At 69.6% G+C, this 25283-nt stretch carries 25 protein-coding genes and 1 pseudogene; 7 read left to right on the forward strand and 19 right to left on the reverse strand.

Annotation, left to right across the window (positions count from 1 at the left end; all coding sequences use genetic code 11):
- Window positions 1–128: 128 nt before the first annotated feature.
- Window positions 129–677 carry a DedA family protein gene (locus AB0H62_RS10445; RefSeq protein ID WP_360585478.1) on the forward strand — a complete coding sequence of 183 codons (549 nt, stop codon included), beginning with the start codon at window positions 129–131 and terminating at the stop codon, window positions 675–677.
- On the opposite strand, the gene AB0H62_RS10450 is transcribed toward AB0H62_RS10445, so the two are convergent.
- Window positions 674–1579, reverse strand: a complete 906-nt coding sequence (locus AB0H62_RS10450; RefSeq protein ID WP_220244916.1) for a LysR family transcriptional regulator — start codon at window positions 1577–1579, stop codon at window positions 674–676. The two genes, AB0H62_RS10445 and AB0H62_RS10450, sit on opposite strands and share 4 nt — an antisense overlap.
- Before the next feature lie 187 nt (window positions 1580–1766).
- Here AB0H62_RS10450 and AB0H62_RS10455 point away from each other — a divergent pair, with 187 nt between their 5' ends.
- Window positions 1767–2675 (forward strand): EamA family transporter, encoded by a 909-nt coding sequence (locus AB0H62_RS10455; protein WP_360585480.1) that lies wholly within the window; start codon window positions 1767–1769, stop codon window positions 2673–2675.
- Here the strand turns inward: AB0H62_RS10455 and AB0H62_RS10460 are convergent.
- A complete protein-coding gene (locus AB0H62_RS10460) occupies window positions 2658–3818 on the reverse strand; it encodes an MFS transporter (RefSeq protein WP_360585482.1) in 1161 nt (386 codons plus the stop codon). The genes AB0H62_RS10455 and AB0H62_RS10460 overlap by 18 nt on opposite strands.
- A gap of 89 nt (window positions 3819–3907) precedes the next feature.
- On the opposite strand from AB0H62_RS10460, the gene AB0H62_RS10465 reads away from it, so the two are divergent.
- Entirely contained in the window at window positions 3908–4480 is a 573-nt protein-coding gene (locus AB0H62_RS10465) for a TetR/AcrR family transcriptional regulator (RefSeq protein ID WP_360585483.1), read from the forward strand.
- Here the strand turns inward: AB0H62_RS10465 and AB0H62_RS10470 are convergent.
- The 3 genes from AB0H62_RS10470 to AB0H62_RS10480 form a co-directional block, all read right to left on the reverse strand.
- Complete coding sequence (locus AB0H62_RS10470) at window positions 4477–5118, reverse strand: DedA family protein (RefSeq protein ID WP_220244919.1); 642 nt, start codon at window positions 5116–5118, stop codon at window positions 4477–4479. The two genes, AB0H62_RS10465 and AB0H62_RS10470, sit on opposite strands and share 4 nt — an antisense overlap.
- A gap of 81 nt (window positions 5119–5199) precedes the next feature.
- Window positions 5200–6423 (reverse strand): DUF6596 domain-containing protein, encoded by a 1224-nt coding sequence (locus tag AB0H62_RS10475; protein ID WP_360585486.1) that lies wholly within the window; start codon window positions 6421–6423, stop codon window positions 5200–5202.
- Window positions 6420–6809 (reverse strand): YciI family protein, encoded by a 390-nt coding sequence (locus AB0H62_RS10480; protein ID WP_354882027.1) that lies wholly within the window; start codon window positions 6807–6809, stop codon window positions 6420–6422. The genes AB0H62_RS10475 and AB0H62_RS10480 overlap by 4 nt, the downstream gene beginning before the upstream one ends.
- Window positions 6810–6908: 99 nt before the next feature.
- Here AB0H62_RS10480 and AB0H62_RS10485 point away from each other — a divergent pair, with 99 nt between their 5' ends.
- Window positions 6909–7331 carry a nuclear transport factor 2 family protein gene (locus AB0H62_RS10485; RefSeq protein ID WP_220244921.1) on the forward strand — a complete coding sequence of 141 codons (423 nt, stop codon included), beginning with the start codon at window positions 6909–6911 and terminating at the stop codon, window positions 7329–7331.
- Window positions 7332–7383: 52 nt separating this feature from the next.
- Here AB0H62_RS10485 and AB0H62_RS10490 read toward each other — a convergent pair whose 3' ends face one another.
- From AB0H62_RS10490 to AB0H62_RS10540, 11 genes are all read right to left on the reverse strand, one after another.
- Window positions 7384–8505: an ABC transporter ATP-binding protein gene (locus tag AB0H62_RS10490; RefSeq protein ID WP_220244922.1), complete on the reverse strand. Its 1122-nt coding sequence runs from the start codon at window positions 8503–8505 to the stop codon at window positions 7384–7386.
- The gene (locus AB0H62_RS10495) at window positions 8502–9497 is read right to left on the reverse strand and encodes an ABC transporter ATP-binding protein (protein ID WP_220244923.1); all 996 of its coding nucleotides are present in this window, start codon (window positions 9495–9497) and stop codon (window positions 8502–8504) included. Before AB0H62_RS10495 ends, AB0H62_RS10490 begins: the two co-directional genes overlap by 4 nt.
- A 3-nt stretch (window positions 9498–9500) precedes the next feature.
- Window positions 9501–10436: an ABC transporter permease gene (locus AB0H62_RS10500; RefSeq protein WP_220244924.1), complete on the reverse strand. Its 936-nt coding sequence runs from the start codon at window positions 10434–10436 to the stop codon at window positions 9501–9503.
- Entirely contained in the window at window positions 10433–11434 is a 1002-nt protein-coding gene (locus AB0H62_RS10505) for an ABC transporter permease (RefSeq protein ID WP_220244925.1), read from the reverse strand. The genes AB0H62_RS10500 and AB0H62_RS10505 overlap by 4 nt, the downstream gene beginning before the upstream one ends.
- A 91-nt stretch (window positions 11435–11525) precedes the next feature.
- Window positions 11526–13196 (reverse strand): ABC transporter substrate-binding protein, encoded by a 1671-nt coding sequence (locus AB0H62_RS10510; RefSeq protein WP_220244926.1) that lies wholly within the window; start codon window positions 13194–13196, stop codon window positions 11526–11528.
- A gap of 280 nt (window positions 13197–13476) precedes the next feature.
- Window positions 13477–13956 carry a uridine kinase gene (locus tag AB0H62_RS10515; RefSeq protein WP_360585490.1) on the reverse strand — a complete coding sequence of 160 codons (480 nt, stop codon included), beginning with the start codon at window positions 13954–13956 and terminating at the stop codon, window positions 13477–13479.
- A gap of 44 nt (window positions 13957–14000) precedes the next feature.
- Complete coding sequence (locus AB0H62_RS10520; protein ID WP_220244927.1) at window positions 14001–14438, reverse strand: DUF2304 domain-containing protein; 438 nt, start codon at window positions 14436–14438, stop codon at window positions 14001–14003.
- A 9-nt stretch (window positions 14439–14447) separates the two neighbouring features.
- The gene (locus AB0H62_RS10525) at window positions 14448–15194 is read right to left on the reverse strand and encodes a glycosyltransferase family 2 protein (protein ID WP_255638526.1); all 747 of its coding nucleotides are present in this window, start codon (window positions 15192–15194) and stop codon (window positions 14448–14450) included.
- Window positions 15195–15212: 18 nt separating this feature from the next.
- Window positions 15213–17189 carry a DUF6541 family protein gene (locus AB0H62_RS10530; protein WP_360585493.1) on the reverse strand — a complete coding sequence of 659 codons (1977 nt, stop codon included), beginning with the start codon at window positions 17187–17189 and terminating at the stop codon, window positions 15213–15215.
- Between the two features lie 79 nt (window positions 17190–17268).
- Window positions 17269–18570: a hypothetical protein gene (locus AB0H62_RS10535; protein WP_220244929.1), complete on the reverse strand. Its 1302-nt coding sequence runs from the start codon at window positions 18568–18570 to the stop codon at window positions 17269–17271.
- An 8-nt stretch (window positions 18571–18578) separates the two neighbouring features.
- Entirely contained in the window at window positions 18579–19598 is a 1020-nt protein-coding gene (locus tag AB0H62_RS10540; RefSeq protein WP_220244930.1) for a glycosyltransferase family 2 protein, read from the reverse strand.
- 73 nt (window positions 19599–19671) lie between these two features.
- Here AB0H62_RS10540 and AB0H62_RS10545 point away from each other — a divergent pair, with 73 nt between their 5' ends.
- Window positions 19672–20781, forward strand: coding sequence for a UDP-N-acetylglucosamine 2-epimerase (locus tag AB0H62_RS10545; RefSeq protein ID WP_220244931.1), 1110 nt, complete (start codon window positions 19672–19674; stop codon window positions 20779–20781).
- A gap of 67 nt (window positions 20782–20848) precedes the next feature.
- Here the strand turns inward: AB0H62_RS10545 and recR are convergent, their stop codons facing one another.
- Both recR and AB0H62_RS10555 read right to left on the reverse strand, forming a co-directional pair.
- Window positions 20849–21445 carry a recombination mediator RecR gene (recR, locus tag AB0H62_RS10550; protein WP_220244932.1) on the reverse strand — a complete coding sequence of 199 codons (597 nt, stop codon included), beginning with the start codon at window positions 21443–21445 and terminating at the stop codon, window positions 20849–20851.
- A gap of 3 nt (window positions 21446–21448) precedes the next feature.
- Window positions 21449–21811 (reverse strand): YbaB/EbfC family nucleoid-associated protein, encoded by a 363-nt coding sequence (locus tag AB0H62_RS10555; RefSeq protein ID WP_220244933.1) that lies wholly within the window; start codon window positions 21809–21811, stop codon window positions 21449–21451.
- Between the two features lie 96 nt (window positions 21812–21907).
- Between AB0H62_RS10555 and AB0H62_RS10560 the strand changes: the two genes are divergently transcribed.
- Window positions 21908–22768, forward strand: a complete 861-nt coding sequence (locus tag AB0H62_RS10560; protein WP_360585990.1) for an N-acetylmuramoyl-L-alanine amidase — start codon at window positions 21908–21910, stop codon at window positions 22766–22768.
- A gap of 147 nt (window positions 22769–22915) precedes the next feature.
- Window positions 22916–23002, forward strand: a pseudogene (locus tag AB0H62_RS10565) (IS5/IS1182 family transposase); the annotation flags it as partial.
- A 128-nt stretch (window positions 23003–23130) separates the two neighbouring features.
- Here AB0H62_RS10565 and AB0H62_RS10570 read toward each other — a convergent pair.
- Window positions 23131–25278 carry a DNA polymerase III subunit gamma and tau gene (locus AB0H62_RS10570; protein ID WP_360585496.1) on the reverse strand — a complete coding sequence of 716 codons (2148 nt, stop codon included), beginning with the start codon at window positions 25276–25278 and terminating at the stop codon, window positions 23131–23133.
- Between the last annotated feature and the right edge of the window lie 5 nt (window positions 25279–25283).

Raw genomic sequence — 25283 nt, forward strand, 5'->3', positions numbered from 1 at the left:
CGGACCACCCTCGCGGTCAACCATGACACCCGCTGTCATGGTTAACCCAAGCTGTGTACCGCCTGTGCCTTTCTGTGAGTACTCGGTGAACGGGACTCATCCGCCCGCGCACGGCGGTTAATGGGAGTGTGGACGCAACGACAGCAGGGCTCGTGGTGCTGTTCGTCGTCTCGCTGGTGCCCCTGCTGCCCACCGAGGTGACGATCCTCGGCATGGGCATCGCGGCCGCGCAAGGCGGGACGTCGCTGGCCGTGGTGATCGCCGTCGCCACCGCCGGGTGCCTGATGGGCGACCAGGCCCTCTACGCGCTGGGCCGCTTCGGCGGCGCGCGCGTGCTCGAACGCCTCAGCCGGCGCCGCAAGATGGCCGCCGGCCTGGCCTGGCTCGACGGCCGCCTCCAACGCCATCCGCGCCCGATCCTGGTCGTCGCCCGCTGGCTGCCCTCGGGCGGCACGGTCGGCGCGCTGCTGGCCGGCTCGCTGCGCTGGCCGATGGGCGAGTTCTTCAGCGCGTCGGCGATCGGCATCACGCTGTGGACGTCGTACGTCGCCTTCCTCGGTTACGCCGGCGGCGAGCTCATCGACGAGCCGGTGGTCAGCATGCTGCTCTCCTTCGGCGTCGCGACGCTGCTGGGCGTGGCGATCACGTTCGGCGTCCGCCGCGGCGCCCGTAGCTAGCCCGTCAACGCCGCCACTTCCTCGCGCAGCTGGGCGATCACCGTCGCCACCGCCGGCCGCGACAACGCACCCCGCCGGCACACCACCTCGACCAGCCGCGCAGCGCGGATCCCCGCCAGCGGACGCCCGACCAGACCACTGCCCCGCCGCGTGTCCATCGTGTAGCGCGGCAGCAGCGCGATGCCGTGCCCCGCCGCGACGAGCCGCTCGGTGATGCGGAAATCGTTGATGCGCTGGACGATCTGCGGCCGCACCCCCGTCCGCACGGTCAGCGACCGCAGCACGTCGTCCACCGGAAATCCGTGGTCCACGGAGATCCAGCGTTCGTCGGCGAGGTCCGCGAGATCCACCCGGCGCCGCCGCGCCAATACGTGCCCCGCCGGCAACGCGACGTCCAGCGGCTCCCGCAGCAGCGGCACCACCTCGAGCCGGTCGGAGGTGAACTCGCCGGCGTGCTCGTCCCGGTGCGTCACGACCACGTCGTAGTCCGCGACCAGTCCCGGCACGTCCGAAGGCGTCATGTCGACATCGCGGACGTCCACCTCCAGACCGTCGAACGCCGCGACGCGCGTGAGCAGCCCCGGCAACAGCATCAGGCCCGCCGACTGGAAAATCGCGATCCGCACCCGCCCGCGCGGCGCACTTCGGTACGTGTCGAGCTCGGATTCCGCCCGATCCAGCGCGGCGAGCACCTCGTCGGCGCGCGCGACGAGCGCCCGGCCGGCGTCGGTGAGCCGCAGACCTCGGCCGTCCGGCTCGGTCAGCGGCAGGCCGACCTCCGTCTGAAGCGCACGCAGCTGCTGCGACACCGCCGAAGGGGTGCAGTGCAGCGCCCTCGCCGCAGCCGTCACGCTGCCGCGGTCCGCGAACTCCCGCAATGTCCGAAGTCTTCCGAGGTCCACCATGTCCACCTTTACCGATCCGACCAGAAGCAGGCGGGTACCCAACCGGACGTCACGTCTCTGGCAACCATTCCCGCCGTGACTGTGGTCGGGTCGGTAAACAACAACACAGTGTGAAGGAGGGCTACATGGTCAGTGCAGTTTTTCTCGCTGGTCCTTCACGATCCGTGCCTGCACAGTGGAGGACATGCCCGCACGTGACCGTCTCCTCGCTGTGCTCGTCGCCGTGCTGTGGGGCTGCAACTTCCTCGCCATCCACGCCGCGCTGGGTCAGTTCCCGCCGATGTTCGCCGGCGCGCTGCGGTTCGCGCTGATCGCGATCCCGACGATCCTGTTCGTGCCGTGGCCCAAGGTGAAGCTGCGCTACCTGCTCGGCTACGGCCTCGGGTTCGGCACCGGCCAGTTCGCGTTCCTGTTCGTCGCCATGGACCTCGGCATGCCGACGGGCCTGGCCTCGCTGGTGCTGCAGGCGTCCGCGCCGTTCACCGTGCTGCTCGGCGCCGTGCTCCTGCGCGAACGCGTGTCCGGCCGCCAGCTCACCGGCATCCTGCTGGCCGTCGCCGGCATGACGGCGATCGCGTGGCAGCAGTCCTCGCACGCCGCGCTGCTGCCGGTGATCCTGACGCTGCTGGCCGCGCTGAGCTGGGCGTTCGGCAACCTCGCGGTGCGCCGCGCGACGCCCGACAACCCAGTGCACCTCATGCTGTGGATGTCCGTGGTGCCGCCGCTGCCGATGCTGGCGCTGTCGTTCGTCTTCGAAGGCCCGACGACCGGCTGGCACTCGCTCACGACGCTCGGCACCACCACCGGCCTGATCGGCGTCGCGGGCATGGCCTACGTGATCGTGTTCGGCACCGTCGTGGGCTCCGGCATCTGGACGACACTCATGAAGCACCACCCCGCCGGCGTCGTCGCGCCGTTCTCGCTGCTCGTGCCGGTGGTCGGGCTCACGGCGTCGTACTTCGTGCTCGACGAGGTGCCGACCGTGCTCGAGATCGTCTCCGCGGCCGTGGTCATCGGTGGGGTGCTGCTGGGGAGTTTTCGCCGCAAGCCCGTGGAGCTGCCCGACGAAGATCTGCTACCCGCCGGGGCCTGAGGCAGGCGGGGCGAGGCGGGCGTCGAGCTCGCTCCACGCGGCGAGCGCCACCAGCCCGGCCAGCCCGAACACCGCGGGCAGGCCGATTCCGGACGCCGCCGCGCCGGCCAAGGGTGACGCCGCGGTCTGCCCGACGCCGAGGCCGACGAACGACCAGGTGACCCCGCGAGCCGGACGGGTGGGGAACAGGCGGGCGGCCCACAGGATGCACAGCCCGGTCAGGGCCATGTACGTGCTGCCGAACAGTGCGCTGGAAACCAGCGCGCCAGGCAGGCCCGGTCGCGGCAGAGCGAGCAGCGCGAGGCCGGCCGCCGCCAGCGTCCACGTGACGAGGTTGGCAGTCCGCAGCCCGACGCGCTCGGCGGCCCGCCCGGCCAGCCCGCCGAGCAGCCCGGCCACGCCGATCGTGAACCAGCACCAGGTCGCCGCGGTCGGGCTCAGGCCCGTCGCGGTGAGCCGGGAACTGGAGAACGTCCAGTACGGCGCGCTCGTCGCTCCGATGAGGACGGAGTTGACCACGAGCGGGACCAGGCCGTGAACCGGCGTGGACTTCGCCGGGAGCTCGGCGGACGCGGGCGGGCGCGGCAACGTCCGCCAGGCGAGCACCGTCATCGCCGCGGCGAGCACGGCGAAGCCCGCCCAGATCGAGGACCAGCCGAACGCCAGCAGCGGCGTGAACGCCGACGCGGCCAGACCGAGCCCGGTCCCGGTGTTGGCCCAGGTCTGCGCCCGAACCCGGTGGCGCGTCCCGACGGTTTCCCCGATCAGCTGCGCGATGCCGGGCGAGACCAGCCCCGCGCTCCCGCCCGCGAGGACGATCCCGCCACCGAACACGGCCACGTTCGGCGCGGCGGCCATGAGCCCGAGCCCCACCGCCGCCAACGCGCCGGCCAGCAGCACGGTGGCGCGCGCGGATCGCGTGGCCGTGGGCAGGGACAGCAGCAGCCCGACGCCGTAGCCCGCGGTGGACAGTCCGCCGAGCACGCCGACGCCGACGGTCGTGAGCCCGAACGTCTCGCCGAACCGGGGCACGAACAGCCCGTAGGCGTAGCGCGCGAACCCGTAGCAGAGCGCGATCACGCCGGCGCCGACCGCGGCGGTGGACCACCACCGCGCGGTTGTCTCCTCACTGATCCCGACCACGCTCGCAACCAAACAGACAGGTCTGTCTGTTGTCAACCGATGCTAGTATTTGGGCTGGTCAAAACAAGACCGAACAGTCTGGAGGAGTTGTGAGCCGGACCCGGCCCGGCGACGCTGGAGCCAAGGTGCTCAAGGCGGCGTCGACGTTGTTCTACCGCGACGGCATCCACGCCGTGGGCGTCGACACCGTGGCGGCCGAGGCGGGCGTGACGAAGGCCGCGCTCTACGGCAACTTCGGTTCGAAGAGCCGGCTCGTCGTCGCTTACCTGCGCGAGCGGGACCGGCAGTGGCAGGAGGAGATCGACCGGATCACGGCCGGGCACACAGATCCGGCCGACCGGGTCCTGGCGGTGTTCGACGCCTACGAAGCCTGGCTCTCCCGCGACGGGTTCCGCGGCTGCGGCTTCCTCAACGCCACCTCGGAGTTCCCCGATCCGGCCGACCCGGTGCGCGAAGTCGTCCGCCACCACAAGACCGCGCTGCACGGCTACCTGCTGACGCAGCTCCGCCGCATCAGGCCCGAGCCCGCCGAAACCCTGGCCGACGAGCTGATGCTGTTGCTGGAAGGCGCCGCGGTCACGTCGGTCGTCACCCAGGCCTCGCGGCCGTTCCACACGGCGAAGCGGCTCGCGTCGACGCTGATCTCCCTGCCGGCGAACTAGGCGACCGCGTCGTCCTTCTGCTCCGCCGGCACCTCGTGGTTGCGCGACATGCGCTTCTTCAGCACCAGCGTCACGGCCACGCCGATCACCAGCGCCGCGCCGAGGCCGGCCCACTGGAAGCCCTTGAGCCACTTGTCCGCGACCACGCCGAGGTAGTAGATCAACGCGGTGGTGCCGCCGGCCCAGACGATGCCGCCGAGCGCGTTGGCGATGAGGAAGCGCGGGTAGTGCATGTTCAGCGAACCGGCGAGCGGGCCGGCGAGGATGCGCAGCACGGCGACGAAGCGGCCGAAGAACACGGCCCACATACCGCGTTTGTGGAACATCCGTTCCGCGTTCGCGATGTGCTCCTGCCCGAAGTGTTTGGGGAACTTCCGGCCGGCCCAGTCGAAGAGGCGTTTACCGCCCTTGCGGCCGATCAGGTACCCGATGCTGTCGCCGATGATGGCACCCGCTGTGGCCAGGACACCGATCCACAGCGGGTTGAGACCACTGTGCGAGGAGGCGAGCAGCGCCGCGCTCACGAGCACGATCTCGCCGGGCAGCGGGATCCCGAGGCTCTCGACCATCACGACGAGCCCCACGAGGAGGTAGACCGACAGCGGAGGGATCGCCTCCAGCACGTGGTCGATGTTCACTGCGCCTACCCCCTGCGGCTTGCCGGTTTTGTGCCTGCTCTCCGCAGACTACCGGGGGCCCTGGTCCGCGGGCGTCACCCTTCAGTCGGGGGCCGGGTCCGACTTGAGTAAGGGTTTTCCGGACATATCGGATAAAGCTCTCGCTTCAAGGTGCCTACGCTCGGGCAAGCTCAACGTCCGCCGGGCCGCCGCGGCGTAGAACTCCCGGGCGGCTTCGAGATCACCCGCGAGTTCCAGCAGGTGCGCGCGGACGACGTCGACGCGGTAGTGGTCCGGCGGTTCGGCGGCGTCGAGCTCGGCCAGCGCGACGGCCGGGCCTTCGACCATCGCGAGCGCCACGAGCCGGTTGAGCGTCACCATCGGTCCCGGCGCGACCTGGCGCAGCAGGTCGTAGAGCAGCAGGATCTGGGGCCAGTCGGTGTCCTCGGCCGAAACCGCCTCGTCGTGGACGGCGGCGATCGCGGCCTGCAGCTGGTACGGACCGACCGGCGCGGTCGCGAGCGCGTGGGTGATCAGCGCCGTGCCCTCGGCGATGGCGTCGGCGTCCCACCGCGAACGGTCCTGCTCCGCGAGGGGGACCATCGTGCCGTCGGGCCCCAGGCGAGCGGCTCGGCGCGCGCCGGTGAGCAGCATCAACGCGAGCAAGCCGGTCACCTCACCATCGTCAGGGAGCTCGGCGTGCAGCTGCCGCGTGAGCCGGATGGCCTCGGCCGTGAGCTCCACGCGGTCGACGGCCGAGCCCGCGCTGGCCGTGTGCCCCTCCGTGAAGACCAGGTACAGCACCTGCAGCACGGCGGCGACGCGAGCGGGCCGCTCGTCCGCCGGCGGCAGGCTGAACGACGTGCCCTTCACCTTCTGCTTCGCGCGGCTGATGCGCTGGCCGATCGTCGGCTCCGGCACGAGGAACGCCCGCGCGATCTCGGCCGTCGTCAGGCCGCCGACCGCGCGCAACGTCAGCGCGACCTGCGAAGGCCGCGTCAACGCCGGGTGGCAGCAGAGCAGCAGCAACGTGAGCGTGTCGTCCACGGCCGGCACCGGATCCGGGTCGGGTGGCGCCAGCGCGGCCATCGTCTCCTCACGCCGCTGCCGGGCGGATTCGCTGCGCCACAGCTCGATCCGCCGCCGCGAAGCCGTGGTGATGAGCCACGCCTTCGGGTTGTCCGGCACACCGTCGCGCTGCCACTGCACCGCGGCGGCGAGGAGGGCCTCCTGCACGGCGTCCTCGCACGTGTCGAACCCGCCGTAGCGGCGCACGAGCGCGGTGAGGACCTGCGGCGCCAGCTCGCGCAGGAGGCCCTCGATCACAGGTCCGCCAGGTCGAAGTCCACGTCGCCGGTCAGGCCCATCACGGGCCGGACCTCGATCGTCGCGTACGGCGCCTCCGGGATCCGCGCCGCGATCTCCAGCGCGCGCTCCTCGGAGTCGCATTCCAGCAGGTAGAAGCCGGCGAGCTGCTCCTTGATCTCCGCGAACGGGCCGTCGGTGGTGCTCACCTCGTCGTCGCGCACGATGACCTGCTTCGTGAGCTCGGGCGCGGCCAGCCGTTCGGACACGATGCGCTCGCCGGAACCGTCGAGGTCGTCGTTGAACTCGACGTACGCGCGCAGGCCCGCGGCCTTCTGCTCGTCACTCATCCCCGCCCACGCGGCGCGCGAAGCCGGGTTGCCGTAGATCAGGACCAGGTACTTCATCGGGTGCCTCCTCGAAATCGTCGTCACCCGAGATGTCGAAGCCACGCGGACGGCTTCGACGTCCCCGGTGAAACCCGAAGAACCCAAGGAGAGCACAGAATGTCCGAGAACGAGATCCGCGACCTGCTGGCCGAGCGCACCGCCGCCATGTACGCCAAGGACCCCGCGCGCCTGGTGGCGGGCTACGCCGAGGGTGCCGTGAAGTTCGACCTGGCGCCGCCGCTGCGCACCACCGGCGCGTCCGCGGAATTCCTGACGAAGTGGTTCGGCACGTTCGACAGCCCGGTGACCTACGAGTACACCGAGGTCGAAGTGACCGAGTCCGGTGACCTGGCCTTCACCACGGCGCTGGCGAAGATGTCGGCCGTGCCGGCGGGGATGAGCGAACCGTTCACGCTGTGGTTCCGCTCGACGCTGGCCTTCCGTCGCGTCGACGGCGCGTGGCGGATCGTGCACGAGCACAGCTCGACGCCGTTCCACATGGACGGTTCGTTCCGGGCGGCCATCGATCTGCAGCCGTGAAACGCGGTGAAGGGCACCTCGAGGAGATCGAGGTGCCCTTCACGCCCGGCGATTACAGGATTTCGGTGACCGAGCCGATGTCCGGCGCCGCGTCCGGGTTGAGCACCCCGGTGAGCTCCACCAGTTCGGGCTCCACGTCGTGCGGCTGGATGCGGCCGTCGCGGATTTCCTCGGCGTAGTGGCAGGCCACGCGGTGCCCGGCGCCGATCTCGCGCAGCTGCGGCCGGTCGGTGTCGCACAGGCTCGGCTGCCGCCACGGGCAACGTGTGTGGAAACGGCAGCCGGTCGGCGGGTTCGCCGGCGAAGGCAGGTCGCCCGCGAGCAGGATCTGCTCCCGGGTGTCCTCCACGAGCGGGTCCGGCACGGGAATCGCCGAAAGCAGCGCCCGCGTGTACGGGTGCAGCGGGTTCTCGTACAGCTCCGCCGAGGTGGTCTCCTCCACCAGCGCGCCCAGGTACATCACGCCGATGCGGTCGGAGATGTGCCGGACGACGGCGAGGTCGTGGGCGATCACCACATACGTCAGGCCCAGCTCGTTCTGCAGGTCTTCCAGCAGGTTCACGACCTGCGCCTGCACCGACACGTCGAGCGCGGAAACCGGCTCGTCGGCCACGATCAGGTCCGGCTCCACGGCCAGCGCCCGCGCGATGCCGATGCGCTGGCGCTGCCCGCCCGAGAACTCGTGCGGGTACTTGCGCAGCGCCGTCTCGGGCAGGCCGACCGCGCCCAGCAGCTCACGCAGCCGCTGATCCGTGGCCGCCTTGTCCTTGGCCAGCCCGTGCGCGCGCATGCCTTCGAGCAGGATGGACTCCACCGGCTGCCGAGGGTCCAAACTGGACATCGGGTCCTGGAAGATCATCTGCATGCGCCGGCGCGCCTTGCGCAGCTTCTCGCCCTTGAGCTGGGCGACATCCGTGCCGTCGAACACGACCTTGCCGGCCGTCGGCTCGTTGAGCCGCAAGATCGCGCGGCCCAAAGTGGACTTGCCGCAGCCGGACTCGCCGACCAGCCCGTAGGTCTCGCCGCGGCGGATCGACAGGTCGACCCCGTCCACCGCGTACACGTGCCCGACGGTGCGGTCGACCACGATGCCGCGCTTGATCGGGAAGTGCACCTTGAGGTCGGTGACCTCCAGCAGGATGTCGTCCTGCGGCTCGTCGAGCACCTCGGTCATCGGATCCCTCCTGCGGTGGCCACGGCGGGCTTCACCGGGTTGTGGCAGCGCAGCAGGCCGTTGCGATCGGGGACGAGCTGCGGCGAACGCTCCTGGCAGACCTCCAGCGCGTGGGGGCAGCGCGGCGCGAAGGCGCACCCGCCGTCCCACGGGATGTTGTCGGACACGGAGCCGGGGATCGGCACGAGCTTCTCGCCCCGGCCCACGTCGAGGCGCGGGATCGAGGCCAGCAGCCCGTGGGTGTACGGGTGCCTCGGCTCGGCGAACAGCGCGTGGCGCTCGGCGCGCTCCACGATTTTGCCGCCGTAGAGCACGTTGACCTCGTCGCAGAGGCCGGCGACGACACCGAGGTCGTGCGTGATCATGATCAGCGCGGTGCCGGTGTCCTGCACGAGCTCGCGCAGCAGCGCGAGGATCTGCGCCTGGATGGTCACGTCGAGCGCGGTCGTCGGCTCGTCGGCGATGAGCAGCCGCGGCCGGCACGCGAGCGCGATCGCGATGAGCGCGCGCTGGCGCATCCCGCCCGAAAGCTGGTGCGGGTACTCGGAAAGCCGCCGCGTCGGGTCGGGGATGCCGACCTTGTCGAGCAGGTCCGCGGCCTCGACTTTCGCCTTGCTGCGCGACATCCCGCGGTGGCGTTCGAGCACCTCGGTGATCTGCAGCCCGATCGGGATCACGGGGTTGAGCGAGGACAGCGGGTCCTGGAACACCATGCCCAGGTCGCGCCCGCGCCGGTCGCGCATGTCGCGGTCGGAGATCTTCAGCAGGTCGGTGCCCTCGAACGACACCGAACCGCTGACCTTGTTGCCGCGCCTGGCCAGCAGCCGCATGATCGCCAGCGACGTCACGGACTTGCCGCAGCCGGACTCGCCCACGAGCCCCACCGTCTGGCCGGGTTCGACGTCGAAGCTGACGCCGTCGACCGCGGTGAACGGCTTCTCACCGCGGCGCTGGAACACGACCGTGAGGTCGCGGACTTCGAGGAGTGCCATGGGTTACCGCCGGTTCTTCGGGTCGAGGGCGTCACGCAGGGACTCGCCGAGCAGCGTGAACCCGAGCGCCACCACGATGATCGCGATGGCCGGGTAGTATGCGAGCTCCGGGCGGATGTCGAGGAACTGGCGCGAGGCGTTGCCCAGCATCAGCCCCCACTCCGCACGCGTCGGGTCCGGGTCGCCCAGGCCGAGGAACGACAGCGCCGCGGCCTCCAGGATCGCGGTGGCCAGCGTGAGCGTGGCCTGCACGATCACGGGGCCCAGCGAGTTGGGCAGCATGTGGCGGAAGACGATCGTGCCGCGTTTGACGCCGAGCGACGTCGCGGCCAGCACGTGGTCGGCTTCCCGTTGCGCCAGCATGGAACCGCGCAGCAGCCGCGCGAAGATCGGCACGCCGATGATCGACACGGCCAGGATCACCGTCCACTGGCTCGGCTTCGCGAACAGCGCCGCGATCGAGATCGCCAGCAGCAGCGAGGGGAACGACAGCAGCACGTCGACCAGTCGCATGAGGACGGTGTCGACCCAGCCGCCGAACGCACCCGCGAGACCGCCGATGAGCACCCCGATCAGCACGCCGATCACGGTGGCGAGCACGCCGACGATCAGCGTCTGCTGCGCACCAACGAGGAGCCGGGACAGGAAGTCGCGGCCGAAGTCGTCGACACCGAGTGGGAAGCCAGGGCTCGGGCCGGGGATGATGCCCTTGCCGAGCTCGACCTGGTCCTGCAGGTAACGGATCTGCGGGTCCTTCGGCGCGAGCAGCGGCGCGAAGATGGCCAGCAGGAGGAACAGCAGCGTGATCACGCCACCGGTGATGGCGACGGGGCTGCGGAGCATGCGCCGGAACGCTTCGGCCCCGAGGCTCCGCCCACTCGCCGACGCCTTGGCGAGCTTGTCGATCGGCTCTTTCTTCTTGGCAAGCAAAGTGTTCATCGCACACGCACCCTCGGGTCGATGATCCCGTACGAGATGTCGACCAGCATGTTCACCAGCACGTACACCAGAGCCCCGAACAGCAGCAGCGCCTGCAGCCGGGGGTAGTCACGCCGTTCGATGCCCTCGGCCAGCAGGAAGCCGAGGCCGCGGAAGTTGAAGACCCGCTCGGTCAGCACCGCGCCGCCGAGCAGCGCACCAGTCTGCAGGCCGATGGTCGTGACCACCGGCAGCAAAGCGTTGCGCAGCACGTGGCGGCGCCGGATCACCGACTGCGTCAGGCCTTTGGAGTTGGCCGTGCGGAGGAAGTCTTCGTTGAACACGTCGAGCACCGAGGCGCGGGTGATGCGCGTGATCACCGCGAGCGGGATGGTCGCCAGCGCGAACGCCGGCAGGATCAGGTGCTTGATCGCGTCCCAGACGGCGTCCCACTCGCTCGTCATGATGCCGTCGAGGATGGCGAAGTTGGTGATGCTCGTGGCGTCGATGCCGGGCGCCTGCCGGCCCTGCGACGGCAGCCCGAGCGGAGCGGCCAGCAGGTCCTGCATCGCGTAGCCGAGGAAGAACACCGGCACCGCGACGCCGACCAACGTCAGCACGATGATGACGTTGTCGGGGACGCCACCGCGGAAGCGGGCGGCGATGTAACCGAAGGGCACGCCGAGGACGATCGCGATGATCATCGCGGAAAGCCCGAGCTCGATGGTGGCGGGGAGGAACGTGCCGATCTCGCCCATCACCGGCTGGGCCGAGACGAGCGAGTTGCCGAAGTCCCCGGTGAGGGCGCGGCCGAGGAACTTGAAGTACTGCAGGATGATCGGCTGGTCCAGGCCGAGCACGTGGTTGAGGCTGGCGATCTTCTCCGGCGTCGCCTTGTCACCCAGGAGCGCGGCCGCAGGACCGCCTGGCAGGGAACGCAACCACGCGAAGACCAGGATGGACAGGATGAGAAGCGTCGGAATCGCTTGTAGCACCCGACGCACTAGGAAACGGAGCACTTGTAGTCCTTTGTGTACAGCCCGGGAACGTGGGCAAAGGGGGCAGGCGCGGTAGCGCCTACCCCCCAGCCCGGCTGCTCAGCGGAGCACGTCAGCCGATCGTGACGTTGTTGAAGCGTTCGTCGGTGAGCGGGCTGGCCACCACACCCTTGATCTTGGGTCCGACCACGATCGCCGGCGTCGGGTAGGCGATCGGGATGGCGGGCAGGTAGTCCATGATCATCTTGTTCACGTTCTGGTACGCCTTGGCGTGCGCGTCACCGGCCGGCGAACCGTCCGCCTGCGCGAGGGCGTTGAACAGCTCGGGGTTGTTGAACCCGAACTCCTTCTTCTCGCGGCCGAAGAACGTGCCGACGAAGTTGCCGGCGTCGTTGTAGTCACCGGTCCAGCCGAGCAGGTGCAGGTCCTGCTTGCCGAACTTCTGCACGTCGTCCTTGTAACCGCCGTTCCACGGCTCGGCCACCGGCTGGATGGTGATGCCGATGTTCTTCAGGTCCTCGGAGATCGAGGTGAACGTGTCGGCCGGGTTCGGCATGTAGGGCCGGGTGACCTCGGTCGGGTAGTAGAACTTCAGCGTCAGGTTGCTGGCGCCGGCCTCGGCGAGCAGCTGCTTGGCCTTCGCCGGGTCGTACGGGTACTTGGTGACGTCGTCGGTGTAGCCCGAGATGGCCTTCGGCACGAACTCGGTGGCGACCTCGGAACCCTCGGCCAGCTTCGACTTCACGAACTGCTCGCGGTTGATGCCGTAGGCCAGCGCCTGGCGCACGCGCGGGTCCTTGAGCTTCGGGTTGCCGGACTGGTTGATGCCCAGGTACAGCACGTTGAACGACGGGCGGATGAGAACCTGCTCACCCTCGTTGCGCAGCAACCCGTAGTCCTGAGGAGCCGGGAAGTCGTAGCCCTGGATGTCGCCGGCCTTCAGGGCCTGCTTGCGGGCGTTCTCGTCGGGGATGACCTTGAAGACGAGCTTGTCGAGCTTCGCCGGCTCGGTGCTGGAGTCGTTGCGCACCAGCGTGATCTCGCCCTTGCCCTGGTCCCAGCTGTCGAACTTGAACGGGCCGGTGCCGGTCACGTGCTTGTAGGCATAGTCGCTGTAGGTGAAGGAGTCACCGGACTGCGTGACCTTGTCCGCGTCGTACTGCTTCAGCGCGGTCGGGCTCTGCATCGCGAACGAGGGCAGCGTGAACGCGGCGGGGAACGCACCCTTGGCCTTGTTCAGGTTGATGACCGCGGTCGACGGGTCCTTCGCCTCGCAGCTCTTGTAGACGGGGTCGCCGCTCGCGTCGCCTTCGTTGTGGGCGAAGCCCTCGAAGACGTCGCCGTAGTAGATCATCTGGCTCTGGGCGGCGGCGCCCTTCATGTTGTACCAGCGGTCGAAGTTGTAGCAGACCGCGCTGGCGTCGAAGGCGGTGCCGTCGCTGAACTTCACGCCCTGTTTGAGGGTGAAGGTCCAGGTCTTGCCGTCGTTGCTCGGCTCCCACTTCGTGGCGAGCGAGGGCTCCAGCTCGGCGGTGCCCTGCTTGTTCTGGATCAGCGTGTCCAGCATCTGCCGGGTGATCCGGAACGTCTCGCCGTCGTCGTTGAACGCCGGGTCGAACATCTTCGGGTTGCCGGTGTCACCGAAGACCATCGTGCCGCCGGTGCCACCACCTCCGGCCTCGTCGCGCTTCGACTCCGCGCACGCGGTGAGCGAGACCGCGAGCACCCCGGCGAACCCGATCAGGGCCGCACGACGTGTTCGGGTCAGGCGCAATTGCTGCATCTGGCACCCCTTGGGAGATGTTCGGTCAAGAACCGTCCGGTCGGTCAGGAACAACTCGGACGATCGGTGTGGTCGCCGACACTAGCGGGAACTCGGCTTGCACTTAAGCACGTGAGGTTACGATCGCGCTACGTAAGGGCCAAACTCACCGCAATGTGTCGAGAATTGTGTACGCAACGTGACGAATTTTGTCGCATTGGTACGTAGAGTGGCACTATGGCCACTCGAATGGCCTAGTACCGAAGGTGGTTTTCGGGTCGTTTCGGACGCCCAGTGACGATCAAGGCAGTCTGGTTTGTGCCGATTCGGGTGTGCCGTCGACGGCGAACCAACCTTGTTCGAACAACTGCCAGCGACGCAAGTGGGCGCGCGACGCCTCACCGTCACGGGCCACGGCCCGCTCCAGCCGTTCCGCCGCTGTGCCGCCCTGGATCCAGCACAGGTGCGACAACTTCGGACGCATCGAACGGCGGCCACTCGACACGCCCTCCAGCACCAGAACCCCAGGCACCCCAACGGTCACGAGTTCACCCGGTCGTGGTTCCCCGGAGGTCCAGTCCACCCGCCGGTACTCGCAGGCACGCCCGGCTGAAAGCGGTTCGAGCACGCCACGCTCGAGCTGTGGCCACCACGCCACGGGGTTGTCCCAGGTCGCGAACGCGTCGGTGCTGACGAGCGCGGCCCGCGTCCCCAGCTCGGCAACCACGGCCTCGGCGAGCGTCGACTTGCCGGCCCCGGAAGGCCCGTCGATCGCGAGCACACGAACGCCGCCCAGCCGAGGCGGGGCGGCGAGCAGTGCGGAGATCAGCGAACGCGTGCGGCGCTCACTTCGGGCAGGCCCTTCACGTCGTCGGGCGTGGCCGTCTTGACCTCCAGCGCCGCGATGCGGGCTTCGAGCTCCCGCTTGGTGTCCTCGAGCTCGCAGCGCAGCAGCGCTGTCTCCTCGACAGAGGTCCGGACCTCTTCCTCCAGGTGCCCGACCTCGGTGGACAGGTGCAGCGCGACGAGAGCCAGGACGACGCCGGCCAGGAAGAAGACCAGGTTCGAGGGTGTTTCGACGCCGGTCGCCCGGGCGAGAAACTGAGCCGCGGAGGGCACCGCGGCGAGGATGACCACGCCGACCGCCAGTACGAGCCAGATGCCCGCGTACTTCTCGCGTAGCTTCCGCCGCCGCATCATCTCGACGACGACGAACAGCACGAGACACGCGATGACGATGCTCAGTACGCGCCAGCCTGCCATGTGGTCCCCTTACGCAGCGTCGGACGAGTCGACGGACGGACGACGACGGACAAGTGCGAGCAGCAGTGCCAGACCTGCACGGCCCAGGTACACGGCTGATTTCACCGGCGAGTGGCTCGGCGTGCCACCGGCGCGTTCGCGCATGACGACCGGGATCTCCGCGATCGTGAGCTTCGCCCTGATCGCCATGACCAGGGACTCGACCGTGTCACCCAGGTACTCCGCCGGGTAGTACGCGGCGAAGAGCCGGATCGCCCGGGGCCCCATGGCCTTGAAACCGGACGTGACGTCACTGAGTTTGCTTCCGGCGAGACGACTGAACACGAGGGACAGCACCACCATCGCGTACTTGCGAGGGCCGCTGGCCTTGTACGCACCCTTACCGGCGAACCGGGAGCCGATCGCAATGTCGGCGCCTTCGTCGAGAGCCTGCAGGAGCGCGCCGACCTCGTCCGGGTCGTGCTGCCCGTCGGCGTCGACCTGGACGACGACGTCGTATCCGCGGGCGACGGCGTAGCGAAAACCGGTCCGCATCGCCCCGCCCACACCCAGGTTGACCGACAGCCGGGCGACCTCCGCACCGGCGGCTCGCGCCAGCTCCGAGGTCCGGTCCTTCGAGCCGTCGTCCACCACGAGCACATCCATGCCCGGCAAAGACTGCTTGACGTGGGAGATCACGGCCCCGACACTCGCCTGCTCATTGAGCGCCGGCATCACGATGAGTACTCGGCGGGTGCTCAAGGACGTGCTGGACACGGAGATCACCTTAGCTTCTCACTGCCCGTGAGCGTCGTCGGACCCGGAGCCGGGCGTCGTGGCACCTGACGCGACCACACCGGACTGGCCTTCGATCTGGTAGATCGTGGCGCCGTCGTTGTGGAAGACCTCACGGAAATCGGGACCAGAGGTGATGTCCGCCACTCCGACCGATTGCTCGGCTGTCGGCGTGGCCATTCCCTTCCCCACGATGACGTAGCGCACGTGCAGGTCGGTGAGGTCCTTGCGCACCTCGGGGAACTGCTCGATGTCGTCGAGCCAGACGCTAAGGTATCCCGCCTTGGTGTCGGGTGTCGCACCGTAGAAGTTCCACTCCACCGGCATCACGCCGGCAAGCGCGTACATCCAGGCCGACCCGTCGGCCTTGTTGTTCATCACGTGTTCGCCGGGAACGGTGTGTGCCGCAAGCCACGCGTACGCGGCTTCTTCGTCCTTCGAAACCGTCGGCCCGTTCCCGTAGTTGATTTCGAGCCGGGCGGTGTTGCGTCCGATGTAGCCACCGCGGCTGAGCCCGCCGGCCACCACGCCGAGCAGGAGCAGGCCGACCAGCGAGAGCGTCGCGGGCGCCAGCGGCACCCGGTTGCCGACCTTCCCGGCGAACCAGGCGGATGCGGTGTGCGCGAACTCGCCGAACGCGACGGCGCCGGCCAGCGGGACGAGCGCGGCGATGCGCCAGTGGTCGTTGTAGAACGGGCCGGTGATGGTCTCGATGAGCGGCGTCTCGAGCGACACCGTGGCCGCGAACAGCCCGCCGAAGACGATGTACGCGCCCACCATCCACATCATCCGGCGATGCCGGACCAGCAGGACGATCCCGATGAACCCGGGCACCCCGATCCACCACTGCGGGAAATTGGCCATCGGGGAGAAGGTGATGGTCTCGCCCAGTCCTCCGCTGACGGTGGCTTCCGAAGCCCACGTCGCGCTCGTGACGCCGCCCGCGTTGTACAGCGAGGGCAACACGAGCGGAAGGCCGAACACGGCCGCGAGGACGACCGTCGCGATCAGGGTGGGTGCCGAGCGGCGCCAGTCGATCTTCTCCCAGCGGAACAGCACCGCGACCAGGATGAGGATGAAGTAGACGGCGATCACGAAAATCAGGCTCGTGTGCAGGCCGGCGAGCCCGGCCACACCGATGCCGACCGCGACCGGGCCCGTGATCCCGTGCGGCCTCAGCAGGTGCTTCGCCAGGGCGAGCATCGCGGGCAACATCGCGACACCGGCGACGTAGGGCCACAGCGGTCCGCGCCACAGCGAGTCGTACGGGAAAGAGGTGAACCACGTCGTGACGGCGGCAGCGGCAGCGACACCCAGCGGAGGCATCTTCCACGCGTGGCACATCGCCGCGACGCCGAGCGGCACGGCAAGGATGACCGCCAGGACGGCCAGGTTGAGCGTGGGCATCATCGTCAGCCCGCCCTTGCCGAAGACCAGGGCGAGCAGCGCGTGGTAGGTGTCCGGGTAGAAGTAGTCCGTTTGGTTCGGCAGGTTCGCGATCGTGCCCACAGTGGACGGCCGCGCGTCACCGTGCTCCGCGATCCAGCGGACGAGGTTGCCGTGGAACGGGGCGTCCCAGCCCTGCTGGACGCTGTCGATCCCGTTCGTGCCGCGGAAGAACGTCACCGCGCCGACCGCCATTCCGGCGAGGACACCGAGACCCATCAGGACGTGGTCGCGCACGGGCAACCGCGCTTCCGGCTCTTCGGCCACGCGTTCCGGGTGCCGGCGCGCGGTGAACCGGTGCGCCGCGAAAGACAGTCCGAAACCGACGGCGGAGAGCACCAGCGTCCACAGCGCGACGTCGAGCATCGACCAGCGGATGCCGAACCCGCCGAGCACCGGGACGCCGAGGGCGACGATGCCGAATGTCATCAGCGGAGCGGCCGCAGCAAGCGTCCACCCCCTGAGCCGGATGGCGGCACCGAAGACGAGCCCGGGCAGCCAGAACGCCACTAACACCAAGAGAACGTTCATCGAATTCGGTGTCCAACCTGATCTGCGCTTGATCCCGACGCATTCACGGGCGTGATTCCGCGGTCACACTACTGCGACCCTACGAAGACGCTTCACCGGTGCCCGAAGTTGCCTCCACCGGCGATTTCCCGAGCACGAAGGCGAGCACGACGACGAGCCCGACGGTCGGCGCGGCCGCCAGCGCGATGACCGCGCGAAGCACGGTGTCGCCCGGCAACACCAGCAGCAGCACCGACGCAGTCGCGGCGACCACCGCCCAGGTGACCAGCACGCGCCGAGCCTGCGTCCGCGCGATGAGCACGGCGGTGAGCAACTGCATCGGCACCAGTAGCACCGACGACCACACGAGTCCCGCGACGGCCCAGCCGTCCACTTGGTAGCCCGCGCCGTTGACGAACTGCACGGCCCACGGCCCGATCAGCGCGCCGACGACGGCACCCAGTGCGGCCAGCGCCAGCGACGCGAGCGTGCCCAGCGACAGCACCCGGCGCAGCCGGTGGCGTCCCTCCGCGCTGGTGGACAACCGCACGACGAACGGCACGGCGAGCGACTGCACGGGTCCGATCAAGGTGAGCGGCAGCCTGGCGATGACGAGCGCGGCGAACAACGCGCCGATCCGGTCGCGGTCCCCACCGGGGGCGAGCAGGCCGACCAGCGCCGGGTAGCCCGTGATGACGCTGGCCGTCAGCGCGGCGCCGAGCAGGAGCATCAGCATCCGGCGTAGCGTCACAGACCAGCCGTCGCCATCCGCGTGCAGGTCGACCAGGCTGCGCGCCTGCCGGATGAACAGCAGCCAGGCGAAGGAGCCGGCCGCGACCGCGAGCGCCAGCGACACGAGATTGTAAGCCGTCGCGACCACGAGGGCGCCGAGCACGAGGGCGCGCACTGCCGGCTCGGCCACCACCAGCCAGGAGAAGTGCTTGACCTGGTGTTGCCCGATCAGCAGCCCGCGGGTCCCGAACTGGCAGGCGAACGCGATGCCGCCGGCCAGGACGATCAGCGCCAGCTCCCACGTGCCGTGGAACAGCCGCTCGTTGACCGGCGGGATGAGCAGGCACAGGCCGAACAGGGCTGCCACCGCGGCGCCGGTCGCCACCGCTCGCAGCGCACCGCGTCCCGCGAGACCGCCGGTGAGGCCTGCCACCGCGGACTGGCGCGAAAGCTCCTGCTCCAGTGGCGACAGCGCGCTGCCGAGCCCCATGAGGAGGCCCCAGAACGTCACGAAGGTCGCGTACTGGTCCGGCGGCAGCAACCGGGCACAGGCGACGGTGAGGACGTAGCCGAGGCCGATCGACACGATCAGCGAGCCGCCGAGCTTGCCCGCGGTCCCGCGAGCGCCACCGCCCGGGGCCTTGGTGCCCGATTCCTGCGCTTCGCTCACCGGCGAGCTCATCGGCGGCGCAGGATCGTCCGCAGCGCGAGGTACAAGCCCCGCACGACCCCCGCGCCGAAGCCGGTCGCGAACACCGGCAGCAGGGTGGTGACCGCTCGGGCCTCCGCGTTCGTGGCGCCGCAGCGCTTCACCGCGGCACCGGCCGCGACCGCCCCTGCCACCCCCACGACGGCTGCGGTTTTGGGCTTCTTGGCGGCGAGGCCGAGTCCGACGACACCGACGGCGAGCGCACCGAACAACGCGTTTCGGGCCACGCCCGGAGAAGCGAGGTACGAATCGACATAGGTGGTGCCACGAAAGAATGATTGAGAGTAGAATTTTTTGAACGAGTCGCGCCCGTGATACGTCGCCGACAGGTCCGGTGCGAGGAAAATCCGCTCGCGTTCCGCAATCCAGCGCAGCATCCGGGTGTCGTCACTGGCGAACCGGATGTCGTCGAACAAAGACGCGAACGCGACCACGGAACCTTCGAGGAGCTCGCGGCGCGCGCAGAAAAACGTGGTGCCCTTGGGGTACACGTCGAAGTCTTCGATACCGAAGGACATCAGCCGCGGGTTCGCGCAGTAACGCCGCCACGGAACCTTGACCAGACCTGCCATGAAGCCCGCGTAAGGATTGTGTTCCGATGCGACGTTGATGTGGCCGTTCCACACCGCGCGCTCGGGATGTTCGACCAGCTGATCGCGCAGAAAAGTGAGGCTGTGCTGGTCGACGATCACCCGGCTGTCCAGCAGCATGATCCAGTCTCCGGAAGCCTTGGACATGCCGGCGCGGCGGGCTTCAAACCGGCCGCCGTTCGCCTGGCTGAGCACAGTGATCCCGTGTCGTTCGCGCAGTTCGGTGAGCTTTTCGGCGGTGGCGTCCGTGCTTCCGTCGTCGACCACGAGGATCTCGACCGGCCACTGCGCCGCCTCCGCGGAGGCGACCAGCGCGCCGACGGAGCGACTGATCCAGTCCTGCTCGTTGTAGACCGGAATCACGACGCTGAGCGAGGGGAGGAGCGGGTTCGCACTCACCGGGCCGAGGCTACCCTGTGCCCCGGGGCCGGACGTGCCCAGTATCCTTCGGGCACCGGCAAACCGACCAGAAATGGGCCTTACGGTGATTTCCTTCATTCTCGGCACCACCGCGGAACTGATCAAGATCGCGCCGGTCTACCACGGGATCGCCGAACGCGGCATGAGGCCGAAGATCTGGTTCACCGCGCAGCACGTGGACGAGGTCGCCGACGTGCTGTCGGACCTCAAGCTGCCCGAGCCCGACGTGTGGCTCGTGCCGGAGGACAAGGCCCACAACCTGGAGTCGCCGGCGCAGGTGCCGGCCTGGGCCGCGCAGGTGCTGCGCACCGCGTGGAGCCGCCGCGCCGAGCTGCGCGCCGCGCTGAACGAGGACGGCCGTCCGCCGCTCGTGCTGGTGCACGGCGACACCTTCACCACGCCGTACGGCTCGCTGATCGGCAAGCGCATCCTCAAGTCGCGGGTCGGGCACGTCGAGGCGGGCGCGCGGTCGGGCAGCATCCTGTCGCCGCTGCCGGAAGAGCTGAACCGCAAGATCGCGGCGAAGATCGTGGACATGCACTTCGCGCCGAGCGCGCGTGAGGTGAACAACCTGCGCCACGCGCGCGGTGTCGTCGTCGACACCGAGGCAAACACCGCGATCGACGCGATGCGCCTGGCCATCAACCAACCGCTGGACGTGCCGAACCTGCCGGAGAAGTTCGGTCTGGCCACGCTGCACCGCTTCGAGCTCGTCTCGCGCGCGGACAAGTACCGCGAGGCGCTGGAGATCCTGCGCGAGCAGAGCCGCAAGATGCCGATCCTGTACATGGCGGGCGCGCCGGAGCGGGAGAAGATCCGGTCGCTGGGCCTGGACAACCTGTTCGACGACAAGTTCATCGCGCAGCCCAAGATGCGTTACCTGAAGTTCCTGCCGCTGGTGGCGCGCGCCGAGTACGTCGTCACCGACTCCGGCGGCCTCTCGGCCGAGTGCTACTACCTCGGCCTGCCTTGCGCGGTGCACCGCGAGCGCACGGAAACCCCGCAGCACCTGGGCGAAACCGTGGTTCTGACGGAGATGCGCGGTGACAAGCTGCAGAACTTCCTGGACACGTACCAGAACCGCCGCGGTGAGTCCTGGATGGACAAGTACCACCCGTCCGACATCATCGTCGACACGCTGGCGCAGCTCGGCTACTGCTGAACCACAGCAACGCGAAACGGCCCCTTCACCGCGGTGAAGGGGCCGTTTGCTGTTGTCTACACAGTTACTACAGAGCCCGCCGGCCGGACAACGCACGGCCGAGGGTCAGCTCGTCGGCGAACTCCAGGTCGCCGCCCATCGGCAGGCCCGAAGCCAGCCGCGTGACGGACAGGCCCGGGAAGTCGCGCAGCATGCGGACCAGGTACGTGGCCGTGGCCTCGCCCTCGGTGTTGGGGTCCGTGGCGATGATGATCTCGCTGATGTCCGCCGCACCGATGCGCTTGAGCAGCTCGCGCATGCGCAGCTGCTCAGGCCCGATGCCCGACAACGGGTCGAGCGCCCCGCCCAGGACGTGGTAGCGGCCCTTGAACTCGCGCGTGCGCTCCACGGCCAAGACGTCCTTCGGCTCCTCGACCACGCAGATCACCGTGAGGTCGCGGCGCTCGTCCCGGCAGATGCGGCAGGTCTGCTGTTCGGAGACGTTGCCGCAGATCTCGCAGAACTGCACGCCTTCCTTGACCTTGCCGAGCACGTCCTGCAGCCGCCCGATGTCGGCGGGATCCGTTGCCAGGAGGTGGAAAGCGATGCGCTGGGCGCTCTTCGGCCCGACCCCGGGCAGCCGCCCGAGCTCGTCGATCAGGTCCTGGACCACACCCTCGTACAAGGGTCAGCCGCCGAACCCGAGGCTGCCGAGGTCCGGCATCCCGCCACCGCCGCCGAGGCCGCCGGCCAGGGGGCCGAGCTTCTGCTCGGTGAGCTTCTGCGCGTTGGCCGACGCGTCGCGCACCGCGGCGACCACGAGGTCGGCCAGGGTCTCGACGTCGTCCGGGTCGACCACCTTGGGGTCGATCACGAGGTTCTTGAGCTGGCTGTCGCCGGACACCGTCGCGGTGACCAGGCCGCCGCCCGCGGTGCCCGTGACCTCGGTGTTCGCGAGCTCCTCCTGCGCCTGCACGAGCTGCTGCTGCATCTGCTGCGCCTGCTGCATGATCTGCGACAGATCGAAGCCGCCGCCGCCGGGTTGCACCATGATCGCTCTCGATCCTTCCGCCACTGGGTGTTCCTCCCCAGCGTAGCCGCGTCGCCGCGCTGCCTGCCCAGGCGCCACGCGCACGCCTGTGGCACGGTGGTCGCCGTGCGCGTGAACCCTCTCCCGCTGGTGGCCGGCCTGGTGCTGCTCACGGCGTGTTCCGGTGGTGGCGGGACGCCGGCCGCGGCGCCCGCGGTCACCCCGGTGACCACCTCTTCACCGGCTGTCGTGTCGTCGTCTTCGGTGGCTTCACCGCCGCCAGTGCCGTCGACGTCCTCGTCTTCGGCCAAGCCCGCCGTACCGGCGGTGACGGGCAAGGTCGTGGTGCTGGACCCCGGCCACAACGGCGGCAACGCGTCGCACCCGAAGGACATCAACCGCAGCGTCCCGGCCGGACGCGGCGAGATGAAACCGTGCAACACGACCGGCACGGCCACCAACGCGGGATACTCCGAGCACGCGTTCAACTTCGCGGTGGCGCAGGAAGTCGGGAACGCGTTGGCGGCCAAGGGGATCAAGGTCGTCTACACCCGCACGAACGACACCGGCGTGGGCCCATGCGTCGATCGCCGCGCGGACATCGGCAACTCCGCCGGCGCCGACGCGGTCGTCTCCATCCACGCCGACGGCTCCACCTCCGCGGGCGCGCACGGGTTCCACGTCGCGTACTCCTCGCCGCCACTGAACGCGGCCCAGGGCGCTCCGTCGACGCGGCTCGCCCACGCCCTGCGCGACGGGCTTCGCGCCGACGGCTTCACCACGTCCACCTACATCGGCAGCGCGGGCCTGTCCGCCCGCTCCGACCTCGGCGGGCTGAACCTCTCGACCCGCCCGACGGTGCTCGTCGAGTGCGGCAACATGCGCAACTTCGCGGAGGCCACGCTGATGTCGTCAGCTGCCGGGCGCGCGAAGTACGCGGCCGCCATCGCCGAGGCGATCGAGGCCTACCTCGCCTGACGCGCTGGGGGTCTAGAGCGTGTCTCCAAACCGTTGAGTGAGGCGCGGCTGGCTCGCGGAGTGACTCGTACCGCTGTGTTGTCCGATGCGCAGTGGGAGCGATTCACAAGAAACGTAGGCGTGAAGCTGTCCACAGCAGGTCACGGGATCGGCCGGTCGCGTGGCGGGCTGACGACCAAGGTCCACCACGCGGTGGACGGCAAGGGCCGCCCGCTAGCCGCCGTGGTCACTGCCGAGCGGTGTCACGACGGCAAGCAGTTGCAGGCGGTTACGGCCAACATCTGGGTACCAGCATCGTTTGGCTTCGCAGCTGAGCCGCAGCCGTCAGTAGAGCTCGACTTCCCAGCCTTCAACTTCTGGTTCTAGTCGAGCGGGCGCGCACCCAGGTGGTCGGAGATGAGCTTGCGAGCGATCTCGTCCGGGTCCTCGTCCGCGGGCGGCGGGGGCGGCGGCGGGACGGGGCTCGAGTCCTCCGAGTAGATGTCGTCATCCTCGTCCGAGGGTTCGGGTGGGAGCGGGATGTCCGGCTCGGCGGTGGCGACCTTCGGGCGCGCCGGGGGTTCCGGGGCGCGCGGGTGCTCGGGCGCGGCCTGTTGCTGCTGCGGTGCGGGGGCCGCGGCGGCAGGGGCGGACGGAGCGGCGGATGGGCGCGTGAACGAACGCTCCGGCGTGGCCGGGGCCTGCTGGCGCTGGGGCGCGGCGGCGCGAGACGGCGCGGCGGCCGCGGCGGCGCCATGGACGCAGCGGACCTGCCAGTCGCCACCCAGCACGTCGGACAGGGCGCCCGCGATCTTGCGCGCGTTGTCCTGGTCGGACAGGCGCTTGGCGAGGGGCTCGGACTTGTGCGTGAGCGTGACGCTCGTGCCCTCGACGTCGACGACGGTCGCCTGCGTGAGCATCGCTTCGAGGCTGCGGCCGCCGGCCAATTTGCGCAGCGCGGCCAGCAGCTGCGGCCAGACGTTGCGGATCGCGGCGGCGTCGAAGCCACCTTCGGACGCGGCCGGTGCGGCGGGGGCTGACGGTTCGGGAGCCGGTTCCGCCGCAGCCGCGGGGGTGCCGCCTGGCGTCCGCGGGGTGCCCCAGCCGTCGTCGGACGGAGTCGGGGCCGCGGGTGCGGCGGCGACCGGGGCGGGCTCTTCCGCCGGACGCACCGGAGCCGGAGCCGGCGCGGCAGGCCGGGACGGAGCCGGAGCAGCCGCGGGAGCCTGAGCCCGAACAGGCGGCTCGGCAGCCGGAGCGGCGGCAGGCGCCGCGGAAGCCGGACGCTGCGAAGGGCGCTGGAACTGGGGCTCCGCCGCGGGAGCCGAACGCAGCTGCGGCTCGACACCCGCCTCACCACCACCGGCGACGACGACGGCGCGGCGTTCGAGCCGCTCGATCCGTGCCAGCAAAGCATTTTCCGCCTCCGTGACCGAAGGCAGCAGCATCCGCGCGCACAGCAGTTCGAGCACGAGCCGCGGCGACGTCGCACCGCGCATCTCGAGAAGTCCATTGTGGACGATGTCGGCGTAGCGCGACAGCGTGCCGAGACCGATGCGTTCGGACTGCGCGCTCATCCGCCCGAGCTCCTCGGCGGGCGCGGACACCAGACCGCGCTCGCCCGCCTCGGGCACCGAGCGCATCAGCACGAGGTCGCGCAGGCGGTCGAGCAGGTCGGTGGCGAAGCGGCGCGGGTCGTGGCCGGCGTCGGCGAGCTTCTCGACCGTGCTGAACACCGTTGCCGCGTCTTCGGCCGACAGCGCGTCGACCATGTCGTCGATCAGCGCGACGTCGGTGACACCGAGCAGCGACACCGCGCGCGGGTACGTGACGCCCTTGGGCCCCGCGCCGGCCAGCAGCTGGTCGAGCACTGACTGCGTGTCCCGCGCCGAGCCGCCGCCCGCGCGGATCACCAGCGGGTACACGGCGGGCTCGACCTGCGCGCCCTCGGCCGCGACGTTGCGCTCCAGCAACGCGCGCATCGAGCTCGGCGGGATCAGGCGGAACGGGTAGTGGTGCGTCCGCGAGCGGATGGTGGTGAGGACCTTCTCCGGCTCGGTCGTCGCGAAGATGAAGATCAGGTGCTCGGGCGGCTCTTCCACGATCTTCAGCAGGGCGTTGAAGCCCTGCGTGGTGACCATGTGCGCCTCGTCGATGATGAACACGCGGTAGCGCGATTCGGCGGGCGCGTAGAACGCCTTGTCCCGCAGCTCGCGGGCGTCGTCGACACCACCGTGGCTGGCGGCGTCGAGCTCCGTGACGTCGACGCTGCCCGGCCCCTCGGGCGCCAGCGCGCGGCATGAGTTGCACTTGCCGCACGGGTCCGGCGTCGGGCCTTCGACGCAGTTGAGCGACCGCGCCATGATCCGCGCACTCGACGTCTTGCCGCAGCCGCGCGGGCCGGAGAAGAGGTACGCGTGGTTGATACGGCCCGCCGCCAGCGCGGTCCGCAGCGGTTCGGTCACATGCTCCTGGCCGACGACCTCGGCGAAGGTCGCCGGACGGTACTTGCGGTACAGCGCGAGAGCCACTCCGC

The organism is Amycolatopsis sp. NPDC050768, from assembly GCF_040654155.1.
In the GTDB taxonomy this organism is placed as follows: domain Bacteria; phylum Actinomycetota; class Actinomycetes; order Mycobacteriales; family Pseudonocardiaceae; genus Amycolatopsis.